At 63.3% G+C, this 19,496-nt stretch carries 18 protein-coding genes and 1 tRNA gene; 15 read left to right on the top strand and 4 right to left on the bottom strand.

The annotated features are described in order from the left end of the window. The first annotated feature begins 3 nt into the window (after positions 1–3). Together FVW59_RS07055 and FVW59_RS07050 are read left to right on the top strand one after the other, a co-directional pair. The gene (locus tag FVW59_RS07055) at positions 4–1,203 is read left to right on the top strand and encodes a pyridoxal phosphate-dependent aminotransferase (protein ID WP_148063509.1); all 1,200 of its coding nucleotides are present in this window, start codon (positions 4–6) and stop codon (positions 1,201–1,203) included. Between the two features lie 177 nt (positions 1,204–1,380). After that, positions 1,381–1,797, top strand: coding sequence for a hypothetical protein (locus tag FVW59_RS07050; RefSeq protein ID WP_148063508.1), 417 nt, complete (start codon positions 1,381–1,383; stop codon positions 1,795–1,797). Positions 1,798–1,872: 75 nt separating this feature from the next. Here FVW59_RS07050 and FVW59_RS07045 read toward each other — a convergent pair whose 3' ends face one another. Beyond that, on the bottom strand, positions 1,873–2,952 hold the full coding sequence (locus FVW59_RS07045; protein WP_148063507.1) for a CNNM domain-containing protein: 1,080 nt from the start codon (positions 2,950–2,952) through the stop codon (positions 1,873–1,875). A 118-nt stretch (positions 2,953–3,070) separates the two neighbouring features. On the opposite strand from FVW59_RS07045, the gene FVW59_RS07040 reads away from it, so the two are divergent. The 4 genes from FVW59_RS07040 to FVW59_RS07025 all read left to right on the top strand — a co-directional run bounded on the left by FVW59_RS07040 (position 3,071) and on the right by FVW59_RS07025 (position 7,198). After that, positions 3,071–3,487 carry a hypothetical protein gene (locus FVW59_RS07040; RefSeq protein ID WP_148063506.1) on the top strand — a complete coding sequence of 139 codons (417 nt, stop codon included), beginning with the start codon at positions 3,071–3,073 and terminating at the stop codon, positions 3,485–3,487. 105 nt (positions 3,488–3,592) lie between these two features. Then, positions 3,593–3,669 (top strand) — tRNA-Arg (locus FVW59_RS07035). A gap of 558 nt (positions 3,670–4,227) precedes the next feature. Next, complete coding sequence (locus FVW59_RS07030) at positions 4,228–6,438, top strand: arylsulfatase (protein ID WP_246139660.1); 2,211 nt, start codon at positions 4,228–4,230, stop codon at positions 6,436–6,438. Between the two features lie 7 nt (positions 6,439–6,445). Beyond that, the gene (locus FVW59_RS07025; protein WP_148063504.1) at positions 6,446–7,198 is read left to right on the top strand and encodes an outer membrane protein; all 753 of its coding nucleotides are present in this window, start codon (positions 6,446–6,448) and stop codon (positions 7,196–7,198) included. An 84-nt stretch (positions 7,199–7,282) separates the two neighbouring features. Here the strand turns inward: FVW59_RS07025 and FVW59_RS07020 are convergent, their stop codons facing one another. Continuing rightward, a complete protein-coding gene (locus tag FVW59_RS07020; protein ID WP_148063503.1) occupies positions 7,283–8,617 on the bottom strand; it encodes an aspartate kinase in 1,335 nt (444 codons plus the stop codon). A gap of 152 nt (positions 8,618–8,769) precedes the next feature. On the opposite strand from FVW59_RS07020, the gene FVW59_RS07015 reads away from it, so the two are divergent. Both FVW59_RS07015 and FVW59_RS07010 read left to right on the top strand, forming a co-directional pair. Then, positions 8,770–9,447 carry an AzlC family ABC transporter permease gene (locus tag FVW59_RS07015; protein ID WP_148063502.1) on the top strand — a complete coding sequence of 226 codons (678 nt, stop codon included), beginning with the start codon at positions 8,770–8,772 and terminating at the stop codon, positions 9,445–9,447. Further along, positions 9,444–9,755 (top strand): AzlD domain-containing protein, encoded by a 312-nt coding sequence (locus FVW59_RS07010; protein ID WP_148063501.1) that lies wholly within the window; start codon positions 9,444–9,446, stop codon positions 9,753–9,755. Before FVW59_RS07015 ends, FVW59_RS07010 begins: the two co-directional genes overlap by 4 nt. A gap of 10 nt (positions 9,756–9,765) precedes the next feature. Here FVW59_RS07010 and FVW59_RS07005 read toward each other — a convergent pair whose 3' ends face one another. Beyond that, positions 9,766–12,054, bottom strand: a complete 2,289-nt coding sequence (locus FVW59_RS07005) for a GGDEF domain-containing protein (RefSeq protein WP_148063500.1) — start codon at positions 12,052–12,054, stop codon at positions 9,766–9,768. 230 nt (positions 12,055–12,284) lie between these two features. Here FVW59_RS07005 and FVW59_RS07000 point away from each other — a divergent pair, with 230 nt between their 5' ends. Both FVW59_RS07000 and FVW59_RS06995 read left to right on the top strand, forming a co-directional pair. After that, positions 12,285–13,118: a M90 family metallopeptidase gene (locus tag FVW59_RS07000; RefSeq protein WP_148063499.1), complete on the top strand. Its 834-nt coding sequence runs from the start codon at positions 12,285–12,287 to the stop codon at positions 13,116–13,118. A gap of 205 nt (positions 13,119–13,323) precedes the next feature. Then, the gene (locus FVW59_RS06995) at positions 13,324–13,884 is read left to right on the top strand and encodes an outer membrane beta-barrel protein (RefSeq protein WP_148063498.1); all 561 of its coding nucleotides are present in this window, start codon (positions 13,324–13,326) and stop codon (positions 13,882–13,884) included. A 15-nt stretch (positions 13,885–13,899) separates the two neighbouring features. Here FVW59_RS06995 and FVW59_RS06990 read toward each other — a convergent pair whose 3' ends face one another. Then, the gene (locus tag FVW59_RS06990) at positions 13,900–15,087 is read right to left on the bottom strand and encodes an acyl-CoA dehydrogenase family protein (protein WP_148063497.1); all 1,188 of its coding nucleotides are present in this window, start codon (positions 15,085–15,087) and stop codon (positions 13,900–13,902) included. 125 nt (positions 15,088–15,212) lie between these two features. Between FVW59_RS06990 and FVW59_RS06985 the strand changes: the two genes are divergently transcribed. From FVW59_RS06985 to FVW59_RS06965, 5 genes are read left to right on the top strand one after another with little or no spacing between them, the layout of a single operon-like run. Beyond that, on the top strand, positions 15,213–15,911 hold the full coding sequence (locus FVW59_RS06985; protein WP_148063496.1) for a TetR/AcrR family transcriptional regulator: 699 nt from the start codon (positions 15,213–15,215) through the stop codon (positions 15,909–15,911). Between the two features lie 2 nt (positions 15,912–15,913). After that, entirely contained in the window at positions 15,914–16,876 is a 963-nt protein-coding gene (locus FVW59_RS06980; protein WP_148063495.1) for a bifunctional MaoC family dehydratase N-terminal/OB-fold nucleic acid binding domain-containing protein, read from the top strand. Beyond that, a complete protein-coding gene (locus FVW59_RS06975; protein WP_148063494.1) occupies positions 16,876–17,895 on the top strand; it encodes an acyl-CoA dehydrogenase family protein in 1,020 nt (339 codons plus the stop codon). The genes FVW59_RS06980 and FVW59_RS06975 overlap by 1 nt, the downstream gene beginning before the upstream one ends. Beyond that, entirely contained in the window at positions 17,892–18,317 is a 426-nt protein-coding gene (locus FVW59_RS06970; protein WP_246139659.1) for a MaoC family dehydratase, read from the top strand. The genes FVW59_RS06975 and FVW59_RS06970 overlap by 4 nt, the downstream gene beginning before the upstream one ends. After that, complete coding sequence (locus FVW59_RS06965; protein WP_148063493.1) at positions 18,314–19,495, top strand: lipid-transfer protein; 1,182 nt, start codon at positions 18,314–18,316, stop codon at positions 19,493–19,495. The genes FVW59_RS06970 and FVW59_RS06965 overlap by 4 nt, the downstream gene beginning before the upstream one ends. The last annotated feature ends 1 nt before the right edge of the window (position 19,496 follow it).

Raw genomic sequence — 19,496 nt, 5'->3', positions numbered from 1 at the left:
CTCATGAGCGATCTGGATAGCGATTTCTATGAATCCGAGGATCCGGTCTGGAACCCGGCCCTGCTCACCATTCCCATGCCCGGCATACGCCGGATGGTCAATCTGGCGACCACCATGGAAGATGTGGTGCACCTCTCCATTGGGCAGCCCGACTTGCCGGCTCCCCAGCATGTGGTCGACGCCGCGGTGGAAGCCCTGCAGGCGGGGCAGACCGGCTACACCCTCGATGCCGGCCTGCCGGAACTGCTGGAGGCCCTGGCGGACTACTACGGCGCCCGTTACGGCCGGGCGCTGACAGCGGACAATATCCTGGTCACCACCGGCGCCACCGAGGCCATTTATCTCGCCCTCACCTCCACCTCGTCGGCCGGCCGCGAGTTCATCATCCCCGACCCGGCCTTCATGCTCTATGCGCCGCTCGTGCGAATGAATGGCGGCACGGTGAAGACCGTGCCCACCCGGGCGGAGAACAACCACCAGCTGGACCCGCAGGATGTGATCGATGCCATCGACATGAACACCTGCGCCATCGTCCTCAACTCGCCGAGTAACCCGACTGGCACGCTCTACCCGCGAGAGACCGTGGAGGCGATTGTGGAGGAGGCGGCCTACCGCGGCGTCTATGTGATCAGCGACGAGGTCTACGACCATTTGATCTACGATGGCAAAACCTACCCCAGTGTCCTGTCATGCTGCTCAGACCTGGATCACGTCATGGTGGTCAGCAGCTTCTCCAAGACCTTCAGTATGGCGGGCATGCGTATCGGCTGGCTGATTGCCAGCCAGGGCGCCATCAAGAAACTGCGCCGCTACCACATGTTCACCACCACCGTGGCCAATACGCCCTGTCAATGGGCCGGGGTGGCCGCCCTGCGTGGCGAGCGCGATTTTGTCGACAATATGCTGGAGATCTACACCCGCCGCCGCGACCGCGTGGTGGAACTGGTGGAGCAAACTCCCTTCCTTGAAGGTTACAAGCCCGAGGGGGCCTTCTACCTGTTCCCGGCACTGCCGGAGGGCATTAACGGCAACAATGTCGCGCTGCGCCTGCTCAAGGAAACCGGTGTGTGTACCATCCCGGGGCAGACCTTCGGGGAGTCCTGCGGCAATGCGCTGCGCATCAGCTACTCCACTTCCATCGAGCAGATCGAAGAGGGCTTTCGGCGGTTGATTCCCTGGATGGAGCGCCAGGACTTTGCCTGAGAATTAGTGTTCCTGTGGTATGGCAGTCCAGACGGCCCGCCAATTTGCCGCTTTACTCACCTGCTGGCCCTGTGTAGTCTGAAACGTGACCGTGCCCAATCTCAGCTTGGGCCTGGGCCTGAACGGGTTGGCGTGAGGCCACTCCGCAATAGCAATAGAAATGTGAGGGGAATATCGATGAAGATTCAATCACTGACCGCCGCCGTGGCTGCTGCGATGCTGGTGCTGGGTCTGTCTGCCTGCTCCAAGGAAGACACTGAAAAGGCCAAGAGCTCCATGTCTGAAGCTGCGGAGACTGTAAAGCAGAAAACCGGTGAGGCGGTGGATGCCGCCGGCGATATGGCGGATGACGCAGCCGATGCCACCGGGGATGCCTGGGATGACACCAAGGATGCCGCGAGCGATATGGCGGACGATGCCGGGGACGCATGGGATGACACCAAGGATGCCGTAGGCGATATGGCGGACGACGCCGAAGATGCCGCCGACGACGCAGCGGATGCCATGGGCGATGCGGCCACTGACGCTGCCGACGCTGCGGAAGATGCGGCGGACGATGCCAAGGACAAAATGGACGAAAAGATGGGCAACTGATCTTCAGCCGCTCGTTGTAGAAAGGCCGGTACTACCGGCCTTTTTTCGTTTGGGCACTTTCTGCCCGTCGTTTATTCACCCCGGGTCGCCGTCGACCTGGGCTGCCGGGGAACTGGCAGCCAGACCCATGGCCCGGGCGCGCCGTGAGGCCATGCGCCGAGCCAGTTGCTGCAGGTCCACCGTGCGGTCCCTCTCGTCGACGATTTCCAGGCCCAGCAGAGTTTCGAAGATGTCTTCCTGGGTGAGCAGCCCGTCCACGCCACCGTACTCATCCACCACCAGCATGATGTGAGTGCTCTGGTCCAGCATGACCTCAAAGGCCCGCAGCAGGTCGATGGCGGCCACCAGCGCCGGAATCGTACGCCGGTAATGGCTCAGTGCCTGTTGGCCCTCACCGCGACCGTGCGCGAGAATAAGATCGCTGCGCAGCACAAAGCCGGTCACCTGATCCTGGTTGGCGGCGTACACCGGGACGCGGGAAAAGGGGTTGTCCGCGTGGTGCTCGATATAGTCCGCCACGCTGAGCTCCTCGGGCAGGGAGAACAGCACCGGGCGCGGCGTCATGACATCGCGCACGCGGGTTTCCCGCAGCAGCAGCAAGTTGCGCAGAATACGTGATTCGTGATCTTCCAGTTGCCCTTCGATCTCGCCCAGTTCCGCCATCACCACGAATTCCTCCCGGCTCAGGCCGCGCAGGGGTTTGCTCTTTGCGATCAGGCTGGTCAGCCAGTTGGACATTTTCACCAGTGGGTATAGCAGGATAATCATCCACTGCAGCATCAGGGAAACGGGCGGTGCCAACTGGCGCCAGTAGAAGGCGCCGAGGGTCTTGGGGATGATTTCCGAGAACACCAGGATGAGGAAGGTCAGCACCGCCGAGAATACCCCGAGCATATGGCTGCCGAAGACCACGGTGGCCTGGGCGCCGGCGCCGGCGGCACCGACGGTATGGGCGATGGTGTTCAGGGTGAGGATGGCTGACAGGGGGCGATCGATGTCCTGTTTCAGAGTCCGCAGGCGCTTGCCGGCCGGGCGTCCGTTCTGCTCCAGCAGGTGGGTATAAGCGGTGGTAACGCTGAGCAGGACTGCTTCGGAGACAGAGCAGAGGAAAGACACGCCGAGCGCCAGGCCGACGTAGATCATAAGCAGGGTCATGGGACCATTGTAGCCAGCTGCGGGGCCAATACCAGTGCCTTTTTCGGGCGACTCGGCTGGCATCGTAGGCTACTATTGTGGGTGGGGAAACCAGACAGACAAACGCAGTGGGGGTGCCGTGAAATATTCCAGCAAATACCTGAGGATCGCCGCTCTGGCGGCCGCAATTGCCGCACCGGGCGCCTTTGCCGATGGCGCTACGCAGCAGACCGACTGGATGCAACTGGTCAAGGGCTACAAGGACCAGAAAGTGGGTGCCGAGTTGCGCGATATCCAGGTCGAAGACACCTTTGGAGGCCAGAAGGTCACCATTGCCATTCCCAAGTCGGCCATGGCCCACCCGGATACCATGGAAGAAGTGCGGGTAGTGGGCCAGCGCCCCGAGCAGATGGAGTTCGAGTTTCCGATAGATTTCCGCCACGAATGGGTGGATGACTACGACAACGATTTCTATGGTCTCGTCCTGTACCTGGGAAAGGACGCCACCATGCCGATTCGCCTGTACATGGAGTCGAGCAGCGGATTCACCCAGTAGAGCCCGAGCGACCAGGGCGGGGCGGTGGGGGTAAATTTTTTAACAACTTCCACGCCTAAGCGCTTGACGTATAACGGTTCGATCCCTATAGTACGCCACCTCAACGCGCCTGTAGCTCAGCTGGATAGAGTACCTGGCTACGAACCAGGCGGTCGCACGTTCGAATCGTGCCAGGCGCGCCATACAAACAAAAAGGGCCACCCCGACGGGGTGGCCCTTTTTGTTTGTCCGGCTTGCCTGGCCGAGTCGGGCGTGTCCGTTCGACAAATTGCGCCAGCAATTTGCACCGAGCGGCGCTAGCCGCGAAGCCCCGAAGGGGGCACAACAGGCCAAAGCCTGTTGTGAGTCATCGTGCAGCCTGAAGTTCTCTCCGAATTCGGTTAGTAGCCCCGTCGGGGTGGCCCAAACCCTGTTTCAAGCCAACCGTGCCCCCGAATTTCACTCCCCACCCACCGGGGTGGCCCTTTTTGTTTGTCCGGCTCGCCTGGCAGAAAGACCTGACGTCATCAATACTGAGAACTCGTTACTTCGCTGCCCGGCATGGCCAGGTTGCCCTTTGAGTGAATGGAGTCCAGAAGATGAGCAAGTCAGCTCAGGTTGCAAGTTTGATTTCTGTTGTTGCCCTCGCAGGGTTTTCCTGTGTCACGTTCGCGCAAGCGACATCCTCCACGTCCGCGCAGTTCGACCGTACTCACCTGCCAGTTTCGGAGCCGGACCCAAGGCACTACACCGAACTGGACGTGCGCGACACCCGGCCGCCGCCTCGCTGGGAGGTCACCCCGCCCGACGGCGCGCCCAATGTCCTGATCATCCTTGTCGATGACCTCGGCTTCGGGGCAACGTCCACCTTTGGTGGCCCGGTTCCCACGCCAACGCTTGAGCAACTGGCCAAAGGCGGCCTGCGTTACAACAACTTCCACACCACGTCGCTGTGTTCACCGACGCGCGTCGCCCTGAAATCCGGGCGCAATCACCACACCGCCAACACCGGATCGATCATGGAAACGGCCACCGCGTACCCGGGCAACTCCGGCCGCATTCCCAACCGCGTGGCGCCGCTGGCCGAGATGGTGAGGCTGAATGGCTACAGCACCGGCGCCTTCGGCAAATGGCACGAAACGGCCGCCTGGGAGACCAGCGTGTCCGGTCCCTTCGATCGCTGGCCCACACATCAGGGCTTCGACAAGTTCTATGGCTTCATCGGCGGCGAGACCGACCAGTGGTCGCCGCTGATTTTCGATGGCACAAAGCGCATCGATCCGCCGCGCACACCGGGTTATCACTTTACTGAGGACATGACCGACCAGGCGATCAACTGGGTCAAGGCGCAGCAGTCGATGACACCCGACAAACCGTTTTTCATGTACTTCGCCACCGGTGCTACACACGCGCCGCACCACGTGCCGAAGGAGTGGATCAAGAAGTTCCACGGCCAGTTTGACACGGGCTGGGACAGCATCCGTGAAGACACCTACGAGCGCCAGAAGGCGGCTGGCGTCATCCCGGCGAATACGAAGCTGCCACCGCGCCCGGATGACATAGCGGCCTGGGATGACCTGCCCGAGGATCACAAGACCCTGTTCCGCCGCCAGGCCGAAGTGTTCGCCGGTTTCGTTGCCCACACCGACCACCACATCGGCCGGCTGCTCGGGGCGATCGAATCCATAGGCGAGATGGACAACACCCTGGTGTTCTACATCGCCGGTGACAACGGTACCAGCGCAGAGGGCGGCATGGTCGGCATGTTCAACGAGATGACCTATTTCAACGGTGTCCAGGAACAGGTCAAGGACCTGCTGCCGCTGATCGACAAGTGGGGCAGCCCGGAGACGTTCCCGCACATGTCCGCCGGCTGGGCAGTCGCCTTCGACGCGCCGTTCAAATGGACCAAGCAGGTCGCCAGCGATTTCGGCGGTACCCGCAACGGACTGGTGGTCCACTGGCCCAATGGCATCGAGCAGGGTGGCGGCATCCGCAGCCAGTTCAGTCACGTGATCGACGTGGCGCCGACTGTTCTGGAGGCAGCCAAATTGCCCGAGCCCACCAGCGTCAACGGCACCGAGCAGGTGCCGATCGAGGGCACCAGCATGTTGTACACCTTCAACGATGCCGACGCGAAGGAACGCCACACGACCCAGTACTTCGAAATGTTTGGCAATCGCGGAATCTACAGTGACGGCTGGATGGCGCGGACCATTCATCGCGCACCCTGGCAGGTCGCCAACCTGCCGCCGCTGGAGAGCGACGTCTGGGAACTGTATTACGTTCCCGATGACTTCAGCCTTGCGAACAACGTGGCCGCGGCTAACGCCGACAAGCTCGCGGAGTTGCAGGACCTGTTCATGGTCGAAGCGACCAAGTACCACGTATTACCCATCGACGACCGCACCATCGAGCGTACCAACCCCGCGCTTGCCGGGCGCCCGGACCTGATCGGTGACCGTAAGTCGATCACCCTGTACGAGGGCATGGACGGGATGATGGAAAACACCTTCATCAACGTCAAGAACCGCTCGCTGACCATCACCGCCGAGGTCGACGTCCCTGAAGGAGGCGCCTCCGGCGCCATCCTGGTCCAGGGCAGTCGCTACGGTGGGTGGTCGCTGCACATGCGCGAAGGCAAACCGGCCTACGAGTACAACTGGCTGGGCCTGGAGCGGTACCTGGTGGAAAGTCCGGATGCGCTACCGGCCGGCAAGGCGACCATTGTCATGGACTTCGACTACGACGGTGGCGGCATGGGCAAGGGCGGCACCGCGACCATCAGCGTGAACGGCAAGCAGCTCGCACAGGGCCGGGTCGACAAGACGCAGCCCAATGTCTTCTCCGCGGACGAAACCGCCGACGTCGGCCTCGATAACCAGACTCCTGTCGCCCGGGGCATCGGTTACGGTCCCGTGGAAACGAAGTTCACTGGCAAGATCCACGAAATCGTGGTCGCGGTGGAGTAGAGCGCTCATGAGACACCGATTCCTGCTGCCCATCCTGGCGGTTTGCACTGCGACCGCTCCCTTTCAAGCCTTTGCGCAGGACAGCGCCGCAACACACGAGTGGCGACAATCCATCCACGCCTACCTGCTGGGCCCGACCATCGAAGGCACGGCGGGTATTGGCCCGGCCGATACCGATGTGAAGGTGGACGCCGGCGAGGTGTTTGACATGCTCGAAGGCGCCTTCCTGGGCATGTATCTGGCCGAGAAGAACGGCTGGGGCGTGTTTGCCGACCTGGTCTACATGGACCTGGAATCGGACTTCTCGCTGGCCCGGGGCGCCGTCAAAGGTGACCTGGGCAACAAGCAGTTCACCGCAGCGGTGTCGGCCACGCGGCGCCTGAACCCGAACTGGCAGTTACTGGCGGGCGGCATGTATACCGACGTCAAGCTGTCCCTGGATACTGCCGGCTTTGCCGGCGGCCAGAGCCGCCGCCGCTCGGAGTCATGGGTCGACCCGTTCGTCGGCGCGCGCTTCGAGTCACCCATGGGCGAACGCTGGAGCTTCGCCGGTTTCGGTTACCTGGGCGGCTTCGGCGTCGGCTCCGACCTGATGTGGTCGTTGAACGCGGGTGTGGCGTATCACGTCAGTGAACACAATGCCTTCACCTTGATGTACCGCTACATCGACTTCGATTACGAAGATGGCAACGGCCTCGACCGCTTCCGGTTCGACATTGCCGAGCATGGCCCCGCGCTGGGGTGGCGGTTCAGTTTCTGATCGAGCCCTGGTGAACTGTGGCTTCAGAGTAACGATCGCTCTGGGAGGGTGGGGATTATTCCACACTTCCAGTAGCTCCCGGCATTACCCCACAAACTCCCCATATATCGCCTGCACTGCCGCGGCGTAATCCTCCGCCGCCACGCCGACGATAATGTTCAGCTCCGACGCTCCCTGATTGATCAGCCTGACATTGATTCCACCCTTTGCCAGGGCCCCAAACACGCGGGCGGCGATGCCGGGGGTGTGGGCCATTTCCTCGCCGACGATGGCGATCAGGGCGATGCGCGGCACATAGTCGATTTCGTCGGGTTCAAGGGTGCGGCGGATCTCATCCATCAGCTGCTCGGCCCGGTCCTCAAGCCAGCGCGCTTCGACGATAACGCTCACGCTGTCGATGCTGGAGGGGCAGTGCTCGAAAGGGATGTCATTGTGCTCCAGCACGCCCAGCAGGCGGTAGACGAAACCCACCTCGCGGTTCATCAGGTTCTTGCCAACGGTGATCATGGCAAAGTTGTCTTTCCCGGCGACCCCGGCGATCTGGGTGCCGGAAAGCGTCTCGGCGGAGAGCTGGGCGACGATGCGGGTGCCGGGGTGATCCGGTGCGTTGGTGTTGCGGATATTGACCGGAATGCCGACTTCCCGCACCGGGGCCATGGCCTCGTCGTGCAACACGCTGGCGCCCATATAGGCCATTTCGCGGATTTCGGCGTAGGTCACTTCGGCCATCGGGCGCGGGGAGTCGACGATGCGCGGGTCTGCCATCAGCAGGCCTGAAACGTCGGTCCAGTTTTCATACAGTTCCGCACCTGCGGCCCGGGCGGCAACGGCACCGGTCACGTCCGAACCGCCACGGGTAAAGGTGCGTACCCGGCCCTCGGCATCCCGCCCGTAGAATCCGGGCAGGACATAGCGGCGCTCGGGATCGGCCAGGCGCTGGCCCAGCAGATCCCAGGTCTCGGGTTCCACCAGGCCGTTGGCGCTGATCACCACACAGTCAACCGGGTCGACAAACTCGGCGTCCAGCCATGCGGCCAGCAGTCGTCCGCAAAGGTATTCTCCGCGTGAGGCCGCGTGATCCACGCTGACACCGCGCTGCAGATCGGCGCGCAACTGCTCCAGCTGCTGCGCCAGGCCGGCATCCACCCCCAGTTCACTTTCCAGCCCGGTAAAGCGCTCGACAATCCGGGAAAAGGAGCTGGAAAAGTCCGCCCCGAGCTGCGCTGCGTGATGGCAGAGATAGAGCAGGTCGGTGATCTTGGTATCGCTGTTGTCGCGCTTGCCGGGTGCCGAAGGCACGATGATGCGCCGCCGGCTATCGGCGTCGATGATGCTGCGAACTTTGCGCAACTGGCCGGCCCCCGCGAGGCTGGAGCCGCCGAATTTGCTGACGAAGCGTGAGGGATTAGTTGGGTTCATGTGCTGTCCACCGGGGCTGGAACGTCAATTGCTCAAAAGCAGTAAGGGGCGAAATGTTCGGGCGACAATACTACCGGAGGAAATCCCGTAGTGGGTAGAGCGCAGTGAAGTGTGGCTGCCCCGATAGCGTCACAATCGGCTAAACTGCCGCGATGAACGATACCGCCCCCCTGATCCGTCAGGGCATCCGCGATGCCCTGCCCATTTTCCTGCCAGTCATCCCCTTCACCCTGGTGCTGGGGATAGCCATTCTCGAGTCCGGGATTTTTCCCGCCCTGGGCTGGAGCAGTTCGCCAATTATCTTTGGCGGCGCCTCCCAACTCACGCTCATCACCTTGCTGGGAGACGGCGTGGCGGTGGCCGCGGCAGTGACGGCGACCTTGATTGTTAACGCCCGCCACCTGATGTACTCGGCGGCCATGGCGCCCACCTTTCAGCGACAGCCGGGCTGGTTCCGCTGGGTGGGGTCCTATTTCCTGGTCGACCAGGTGTTTGCCCTGAGCATGCTGCGCATTCACGACGATCCACGCAGCTTTCGTACCTACTACCTCAGTGTCGGCATTACCTTCTGGCTGTGCTGGGTAGTGGGTACCGGCGTGGCCCTGTTTCTCGGGCCGGTGATTCCCCAGAGCTGGGGCTTCGGCTTTGCGGTGCCGGTGATGTTCATGGGCCTGCTGGTGACCGGCATCGACCGCTGGCCCAAAGCCGCTGCCGCGCTGATTGCCGCTGCGGCGACGCTGCTGGCGGCAGACCTGCCGCACCGGGCGGGACTGTTGGTCGGTGCGCTGGTGGGCGTGCTGTCAGGCCTGCTGCTGGAGCGCCGCCGATGACCGCCCTGCTGGCCATAGTGCTGTCCGGTATGGGTACCTATTTCAGCCGCGCGGTATTTATTATCGCCCTGGCCAATCGGCGCATTCCGTCACACCTGCGACTGGCGATGGAATACGTCGGACCTTCGGTGATGGCTGCACTGGTGGTGACCATGCTGATCAGTCCGGCGGGGGATCTCATGCTGGGAGTGGCGGAAGGCCTGGCCCTGCTGACGGCGGGGTTGGTGGCCTGGCGCAGTCGCAATCACCTGCTGACCATTGTGCTGGCCATGGCGGTGTTCTGGGGAGTGCGGGCACTGCTCGGCTGAAACACCAGCGCTATTGTTCGGTACCCAGCTTGCGTATCTGCTCGATAAAGTGCCAGGGGGCCAGCAATTTAGCGGCCTGCTGCTCTTCAAGGTGCTGGCCAAACAGGTCGCCGCTCATCAGTCTTACGCCCAGTGCAGCCAGAAAGTGGTACTGGACGGCGCTCGCCACACCGCCGGCAACCGGCTCCAGGTCGAGGCTGCGGGCGATGCCCGCGAGGGCCCGCACGGTGCCACTGTCGCTGCGCTCGGTGTAGCGGGGCGCGAAGGCCGGGGCAATGTAGAGCGCCCGCAGGTCGCTCTCGCCCAGCTGCTGCAGGGAGGTGGCGCCGAGGCCGAAGTCCGTCACACTCAGGTACAGGCCCAGGTCGCGCAATTCGTTGAGCAGCGGGCCAAAGCGGCCCTCTGCCAGTACCGATTCGTCCAGGCAAAGTTCCAGTTGCGCCGGTGGCAGGGCTGTCTCGGCCAGCACAGCCTGTATCTGCCGGGGCAAGTCGGCGCTGCACTGGTTCGGTGGCAGGGGTAGCGCCACACGCGGGGGCTGGCGGTTGCCTGCGCTCAGGCGGGCGACAGCGGTGCTGGCCTGTTGCAGTCGCCAGGTATCGAGTTCCTTCGCCAGTGCGCTGTCGCTGCAACGGCCGTTCCAGATTTGGAGTGGCGTCGCCGCTGCAGCGTCACCGGACGCGGGAGAGGGCCGGCACAAAGTGGCGTGCAGGCAGACAACAGAACCCATGACGGTATCCACCACCGGCGTATAGCGCAGGGCGAGAGTCTGCTGCTGCAGCGCCTCGCGCCAGGGAGCGTCGTCGTTGTCTGGCGGGTTTGCCAGCCACTCGTCGCGACAGACCATCACCGGCAGACCGGGATTCGATTTGGCCCTGTTCAGGGCGATGGCGGCCGCTCTCAGCAGTGTTTCGGCAGAATCGCCATGCTCGGGGAAGCAGGCGATACCGACGCGGGTTTGCACCGTCACGCTGCTGTCGCCGACTGCCAGGGGGGCCTGCAGGTGACTGACGAGGCGTTCGGCAACCAGGCGGGCGGATTCCGGTTTGTCCAGGTCGTTGAGTACCACCGTGAACTCGTCGCCGCCCAGCCGTGATACTGAGATGTCGTGCTCGGGTCCCTCCGCGGTGGCTACTGCGTCACTGTCGCGCACACATTGCTTCAGACGTCTGGCGACTTCACGCAGCAGCAGGTCGCCGGCGTGATAACCCTGCACTTCATTGATCTGGCGGAAGTTAGCCAGGTCCACATGCAACAGGGCGAGGTGCTGGCCGGCGCGGCGACTGAGCCGCAGCAGCAGTCCTAACTGCTCCAGAAACAATTGGCGGTTGGGTAGCGTCGTAAGGTGATCGTAGTAGGTCAGTCGCTGCAGGCGCTGGCGGGATTCGCTGACGGCCTCGCTGGCCCGGTGCAGCTCTTCGTGGCTGCGGGACAGTTGGTGAGTGCGCTCTTCTACCTTGCGGCTCAACAGGCTCTTGCCAGTTTCGATTTCCCGGGAATAGCGGCCGAGGCTGTGTACCAGCCGCCGCAGGGCCGCGTCTATTTCGCCGCCGCCCTGGGTGATTTCAATCTCGCGTTCACCGTTGGCGAGGCGGTCGATGATCCCGGTGGTGCGGTGCAACTGCAGGGCCTGACGGACTCCGGCGGACAGCATGAGCAGTGCCAGGATGCCGGCCAGTACCAGCCAGCCAACGGAGATGGCCAGAATCTGCGGCAGGCTTTCCCGGCGCAGCACAGCGGGGTCGATGGCAAGGTCGACAAAACCCATCACGATATCACTGCCGGCGCGGCTGGCGCTCGTCATCGCCTGCAGGAAGTCCTGGCCATTCAGGTTCTTTGCGTCGGGGTTGAGGCGGGTAATGACCGGCAGGTTGAGATGGAGGCGGGCGCCGGGGTGTAACAGCGTGCTGAAATAGCTGCTGCCCAGCACATTGCCGTCGCCGCCGATGCCCTGCAGCACCGCTTCGTTGAGAGAAACCTGGCCCCTCACCGTATCGAGGGCCACCGTGCCGCCGGCCGGGTGACTCGCCAGATGGTCGCCGGTGCCACTGTAGATGTGGCCCCGGTCTATCGCCGGGTGGCGAGTGAGATCCTGTAGAAGTCGCTGCAGCGCCGGCGTCTGCTGCTGGTAAATCAGCCACTGCAAATCCGCCCGCTGGTCCAGCCTGGCCTTGCTCACGGCACGGACCTGGTCAAGGGATTGCTGGTAGAAATGTTGCGCGCAGAAGGCAGCCAACAGCAGGCTGCCGAGGAGAATCACCGCCACGGCGGCGAGACGGGTTCGTGTTGTACTGCTCATGCCCCGACCGCGCGGTCAGACCGTCCGACGTCCCTTTCCATTGGTGCTCCGCCCATCTTCCCTGCGCGAACCTGATGCAAAAGACGTTAGCATGAGGGGCAAAGGTGGAGCAATCACGGCGCCGCCTTTTGGCGCTTTCGCCTGCTGGGTTAGACTGTGCCGCGTGTCGCCGAGCCCCGGCGATGTGGCAGACCGGGTGCTATCGATGAGCGTTGATACGGAGTGGAAGAGTGAATAACTGGGTGTGGCTGGCGCTGGCCTGCGCTGTGCTGGGGCTGGCCTACTGGATTAGCCAGGCACTGCCGCGCTGGCGCTTTGAGCGCGCCATGGCCGCGCCATTCCCCGATCACTGGTTGCCCCTACTGCAGCGCTTTCCCTTCTACGAGCGGTTGGGCGCGGAGCTCCAGGCGGAGCTGCGGCGCAAGGTGCAGGCGTTTCTCTACCGCAAGCGTTTTGTCGGCTGCGAGGGGCTGGAGGTCACCGACGAGAGGCGGGTGTTGATTGCTACCGAGGCCTGTCTGCTGATTCTCAATCGTCCCAACACCCTGTATCGCGACCTGAAGTGGATCTATATCTACCCCAGTACCTTTCGCAGTCGCCAGCCAGAGCGGGACGAGGCAGGTGTCGTCTCGCTGCCCTCCGGGGACCTGCTGGGAGTATCGTGGAGTAACGGCCGGGTAGTACTGGCATGGGACAGCGTGAAACATGGTTACGTCGATTTTGAGGATGGCCAGAACGTGGTGCTGCATGAGTTTGCCCACCAGCTGGACCAGGAGGGCGGCGTTGCCGACGGTGCGCCCCTGCTCAACAGTCGCGCTGCCTACGGCTTGTGGTCGCAGGTTCTGGGGCGCGAGTTCGAGGAATTGCAGCGTGCGGTACAGTACGGCCACGCCACCCTGATCGATAGCTACGGCGCCACCAACCCGGCGGAATTCTTTGCTGTCATCACCGAGCTGTTCTATGAGCGGCCGGTTGCCATGCAGGCCACTCACCCGGAGCTTTTCGCTACCCTGAAGAGCTACTTCCAGGTCGACCCGCGCGACTGGCAGGCTCCCGCCACATAACCGGTCTGGCACTTCCTGCAGGCGCAGGCACCGGCGGTTGCTATCCATTGTGGATGGCGACCGAAGCGGAATATGTCCGCTTGGCAAGTGGTAGTGGCGGCTTTTCGGTCGTGAATATTTCCGGCGAATTTCCGGACGAAATCAGCACCCGGTGCTATGTTTTGCCTGTCGGCGGTGCCGGCGTATTACCATTCGGAGATTGCACATGAAAACAAAGATGACAGTGGCCGCGGCACTGGTCGCAGGGCTTTCCCTGCCGGCGCAGGCCGACGATACCGGCTTCTATATCGGCGGCAGCGTGGGTCAGGCCTACACGGAAGCCGAGGCTCGCGACATTATTGAAAACAGCAATTACGACCTGGACGACGACGATTTCGGTTACAAGGTCTTCGCCGGCTGGCAGTTCCTGTCCATCCTCGGCGTGGAAGGCGGCTATGTCGATTTCGGTGAAGTCGAGGGCGACTCCACCTTCTCCCGCGCCCGTGTGGCCACCGAGGCCTGGGATGCCTTCCTGGTGGGCAACCTGCCCCTGGGTTTTATCGACCTGTTCGCCAAAGTCGGTGTAGTGTACGCCGACACGGACTTCCGCATCGAGGAAGGCGGTGCCAGCTTCAGCGACAGCGACAGCAGCACCGACGCGGCCTACGGCATCGGCGCCGACCTCGAACTCGGGAGCTTCGCCATTCGCGGCGAGTGGGAGTACTTTGATGTCGACAATCTCGACAACCTGTCCATGTTCAGCGTGGGTCTGACCTACCAGTTCTAAACGCTCGTAGCGCTATCAGGTGGCGGCCCGACGCCGGCCGCCGCCCATCCCCAGACCGAACTGGGCCACCAGGTCGCGCATCACTTCCAGCACCCCGCCGCCGAAGGTATTGATCTGGCAGCGGCGGTATTCCGCTTCCAGTTCACCCTGCAGCAGGGCGCCGGCGCTGCCCCTGCGCAGGTTCGCCGCGGGCCCCAGGGCGTCGATCAGCAGGCGGTAGATTTCAATCTGTGACTCGGTGCTGAAGGTCTTGATGGCCGAGGAGTAGGCCGGATCCGGTTCCTCGTTTTCCATCCGTGACACCATGCGCCAGGTGGTGAGACGCATCGCTTCCAGGCGGGCGTAGGCCTGCCCCAGCAGGGATTGCACCACCGGGCGGTCGATGGGCCGTGCGCCGTCGACCTGCTTCGTGCGCGCCCAGGCCAGGGCCTGTTCGTACAACTTCCATGCATACACGCCGATCGCCGCCAGGCCGACCCGCTCGTGGTTGAGCTGGGAGGTGATCAGTTTCCAGCCACCGTTCAGTTCGCCGCAGATCATGTCGTGGGGGCAGCGCACATTGTCGTAGTAGGACATGTTGGTGCGCACGTCGCCCACGGTGTGAATGGGGGAATAGCTGAAGCCGGGCTGTTTCGCATCCACCATGAATACGCTGATGCCGGCGTGCGGACGGCTGGCCTGGGGGTCGGTGCGCGCCGCCAGCCAGATATAGTCCGCCGCCTCGGCGCTGGAGGTGAACACCTTGGTGCCGTTGATCACCCATTCGTCGCCCTCGCGCACCGCGCTGGTATTGAGACTGGCGAGGTCGGTGCCGGCCTGGGGCTCAGAATAGCCGATGGCGAAATGCAACTCGCCGGCGGCGATCTTCGGCAGGAAGAACTGCTTATGGGACTCGGAGCCGTGGGCAATGATGGCTGGCCCCACCGTATTGATGGTGACGAAGGGCAGGGGGGCGCAGGCCAGCTGGGCCTCCTCGAACAGGATCATCTGGTCCATTGGCCCGCGACCCTGGCCGCCGTAGGCCTCGGGCCAGCCGAGGGTGAGCCAGCCGTCCCTGCCGATCTGGCGGATGACGGACTTATAGGCATCGCCACCCTCGTTGCCGCGTGTCTCGGCGATCAGTTCGGGCGTCATCAGGTGCTGGAAGTAGCTACGCAGTTCCTGGCGCAGGGCCTGCTGCTGGGGGCGGAGTTCGAGGTGCATGGCGCGCTCTTGTCGGGTGGCGGAGAGTGGATTATTGTTGAACTTGAATTTAAATTCAATAATACTTCCACCCCAGCGCAACCCTTGATAAGCATAATTCGTCGTCAGGAGAGTTCCGAAGCACCGTGAGCCCAGCCAGTACAGCCCGTGACAAAGCCCCTCGGCGCAGCGCCCGCGGCGAGGCAGCGCGCCGTCGCCTGATGGACGCCGCCATCCGTGTGCTGGACCGGGTCGGCGTGCACCAGATGCGTATCAAGGACGTCACCGCCGAGGCGGGAGTGGCGGCGGGCCTGTTCTACCACTACTTCAAGGATCTGCGGCAACTGGTCGACGAGGTGCTCGACGAGCACATCGCCGAGTTCGAAGCCGTGGAGCTCATCGAAAAGGACGTGGGCAAGGGCGACTGGTTCAATCGCCTGCGCGCACACTACGAAATCTGTGTGCGGGTGCACGCCGAGCACCCGGGCATCATGCGCTGCATCGCCCAGTTCAGTGTCGATGATCCCGTATTCCGCGAGCGCTGGAAGCGCTCCTTCAACCGTCGCCTCGACCTGCTGGTCGAGGTGTTCCCTTACGTCTTTCCCGAGTGCCCGCTGAATAAAGCCCAGGTGGAATTGCTGGTACACGGCCTGTCCGGTGTCGGCAAGGAGCTGATGACCGAGTACTACATCGACCGCGACCCGGTCCTGCGCGAAGTCGAACTGTCCCAGGAGGCCATGGCCGAGTGGTTGGCAGCGCTGCTGTACCGCGGCCTGTTCGCCTGCAATCCCCCGGAGTCGCAATTGCATCACGCACTGCCGATTCTCACTATCACCAGGAATTAAGCATGTCCGAAGCGCCCCCCGATTTGTCAGCCTTCCTCGGCGGTGACCGCGGCCCCTACCGCAGCTGGGATGCCGTCAATCGCCCGATGATCCGCCACTGGTGCGAAGCACTGGGCGACGACAATCCCGTCTATCGCGACGCGGCCGCTGCCCGCGCCGCCGGCTTCGACGGTATCGTGGCGCCGCCCACCATGCTGCAGGCCTGGACCATGCGCGGCTATCGCGAACAACGCCCGCCGGGCTCGGATAACTCCGATCCATTTGCCGTGCTGGCGGCGCTGGAAGAGCTGGGCTATCCGGCGGTGGTGGCGGTGAACTGCGAGCAGGAATACCAGCAGTACGTGATCGAGGGCGACAGCCTTTACTACCGTTCCACCATCGAATCCATCTCCGAGGAAAAGAGCACCGCACTCGGCACCGGCTTCTTTGTCACCGAGCTGTCCACCTACTACAACCAGCGCGATGAAGTGGTTGGCACCATGCGCTTCCGGGTCTTCAAGTTTGCCCCCCACCCGCGCGACGAGGTTGCCGCGCCTGCCGAGGCGAGCAGTGCACCGCCAGCCGTGCGCCGGATGCGCCCGGTGCGCAATCAGGACACAAAGTTCTTCTGGGAAGGTGTGGAAGCGGGCGAGCTGCGCGTGCAACGCTGCGAGGGCTGCCACACACTGCGCCATCCGCCGTCGCCGGCCTGCCCCCACTGTCAGTCACTGGATTGGGCGCCGCAGGCGGTCAGCGGCCGCGGCCAGGTCTACAGCTTTGTGGTGATGCACTACCCGGAGATCCCTCCCTTTGACTACCCCAATCTGATTGCACTGGTGGAACTGGAGGAGGGCACCCGCCTGGTCAGCAATCTGGTGGGTGTGTCGCGGCACGAGGTGCGCATCGGTATGCCGGTACAGGTGGAATTTGCGGAAGTGGAGCCCGGCTTTCACCTGCACCGGTTTCGTCCGCGGGAGCAGGGCTGATGGATTTCAGTTACAGCGAAGACCAACAGTCGGTGGCCGCCCTCGCGCGGCAGATTTTCTGCGACAAAGTGAGTGACGGCGCCGCCGCACCGGAGCTGTGGGCAACTCTGGCAGAAGCCGGGTTGCTGGGAGTGGCGCTTGAAGAAGACTGTGGCGGCGCCGGTTTCGGCCTGCTGGGTGCCGGCCTGATGTTGAAGGAAATGGGCGCGGTTCTGGCGCCTTTGCCCCTGCTGCCTGCCATCGCCGCTGCGCTGGCACAGGCGGAGGGCGGTGACCGCGACAGCGCCGCGCGTTTTGTGGGCGGTGACTGTTACAGCGTTGCCAGTGCCGATGCCGGGCTGGTACTCAGCGATGGACGCGTCAGCGGCGAGCTGGCCACCGTACCCTTTGCCGGCGAAGCGGAGAGCCTCGTGGCCATTGCCGGTGACCAATTGGTGCAGGTGGTACTCGCGCAAGACAGCGTCACGCTCGAAGCCCAGCTGACGAGTAACCTGCTGCCGGCGGCTCATGTGACCCTGGTCAACAGCGAGGTACGGACATTGGGAGATAGCGCAGCCTGCGAACGACTGCGCCAGCGCCTGCAGGTGTTGACCGCGATGCTGCAACTGGGCGTGGTGGAAGAGGCGCTTGCCCGCACGGCGACCTTTACCGTGGAGCGGCAGCAATTCGGCCAGCCCCTGGCGCGCTTTCAGGCGGTGTCGCAGCGGGCAGCGGACGGCTATATCGATATCGAAGCCCTGCGCGCCTGTGCCGAAAGCGCCCTGTGGCGATTGCAGGAGGGGCTGGATGCCACGCTGGAAGCGGCGACTGCCTTGTGGTGGGCCGCAGAGGCCGGTCATCGGGTTGGCCACACCGTCCAGCACCTGCACGGCGGCATCGGTGCCGATGTCGACTATCCCATTCACCGTTATTTTCTCTGGGCCAAGCAGCTGGAGTTCAGCCAGGGCGGCGCGGTACACACCGCGGCCGCCATGGGCGAACAGCTGGCCCGGCAGCAAGCCATTGGAGGACGCAAGTGAACGAGGTCACCCTGAGTGCGGTAAAGGTGGGAGATACTCTGCCGGAACTGGTAGTGGATATTACCCCGCGCCTGATTGTCGGCGCCGCCATTGCCACCCGCGACTACCAGAACGTCCATCACGACAAGGCCGGTGCCCAGGCGCTGGGTTCGCCGGATATCTTTATGAACATTCTCACTACCAACGGCCTGGTGGGGCGCTATGTCACCGATTGGGCCGGCCCCCGCGCCCGTCTCGGCAAGGTGGCGATCAAACTCGGCGCACCCAATTACCCCGGCGACAGCATGACCTTCCGCGGCGAAGTGCTTGAGGTGGACGGCGACAGTGGCCGTGTGTTGCTGGATATAAAGGGCAAGAACAGCATGGGTTACCACGTCACCGGCAGCGTTGAACTGACCCTGGCACAGGAGGCGGCGGCATGAGCGACCATTTCCTGCGTGACAAGGCCGCGATTGTCGGTGTTGGCGCGACCGAATTCTCCAAGCAGTCCGGACGGACTGAAATCCAGCTCGGGGTGGAGGCCATTCTGGCCGCGCTGGCGGACGCGGGCATCGACCCGGTGGAAGTGGACGGCATGGCCACCTACACCATGGACAACAACCCGGAGATTGAACTGCACCGCCTGATTGGCGGTCGCGCCCTGCGCTTCTTTTCCCGCGCCCACTACGGCGGCGGCGCGGCCTGCGCACCGGTGATGCACGCGGCGATGGCGGTGGCGACCGGAGTAGCGGATGTGGTGGTCGTGTACCGGGCGATGAACGAGCGCTCCGGCTTCCGCTTTGGCCAGGGCGGCCTGATGACCGAGGATCCGAATGCCTTCGAGACAGTGGACTTCGGCTGGTATTTCCCCCATGGCCTGATGACGCCGGCCAGCTGGATTGCCATGTTTGCGCAGCGCTACCTGCACGAAACCGACGCTACCACGGAAGATTTTGGCCGGGTGGCGGTGGGAGGACGCGATTTCGCCTCCACCAATCCGAAGGCCTGGTTCTACCAGCAAGCGATCACGCTGGAGGAACACCAGGCGGCGCGCTGGATCGCCGAGCCCCTGCGCCTGCTGGACTGCTGCCAGGAGAGCGACGGTGCGGTGGCCATGGTGATCACCTCCGCCGAGCGGGCGAAGGACCTCAAGCAGCGACCAGTACTGGTGCGCGGCGCCTCCCAGGGGGCGGCGGACGACCAGCGCATGATGACGTCTTTCTACCGTAAAAGCCTGACCGGCCTGCCGGAAATGGGCGAGGTAGCGCGCAACCTATACGCCATGTCCGGTCTCGGCCCCGGGGATATGCAGGCGGCAGTGCTCTACGACCACTTCTCGCCCTTTGTACTGCCGCAACTGGAAGAGTTCGGCTTTGCCGAGCGCGGGCGGGCCTGTGACTTCCTGCGCGAGGGCCATCACCTGCGCGGCGGCAAGCTGCCGGTGAATCCCCACGGCGGGCAATTGGGCGAAGCCTATATTCACGGCCTGAACGGGGTTGCCGAAGCCGTGCGCCAGGTGCGCGGGGAAGCCGCCAACCAGGTGCCGGGGCTGGAACACATCCTGGTCACGGCCGGCACCGGCGTGCCGACCAGTGGGCTGATTCTCGGAGGACATGCCTGAT

It is taken from the genome of Parahaliea aestuarii, assembly GCF_008064635.1.
Taxonomy (GTDB): domain Bacteria; phylum Pseudomonadota; class Gammaproteobacteria; order Pseudomonadales; family Halieaceae; genus Parahaliea; species Parahaliea aestuarii.
The sequence above is the reverse complement of the archived record's forward strand: the minus strand, read 5'-3'. Positions and strand labels throughout refer to the sequence as shown.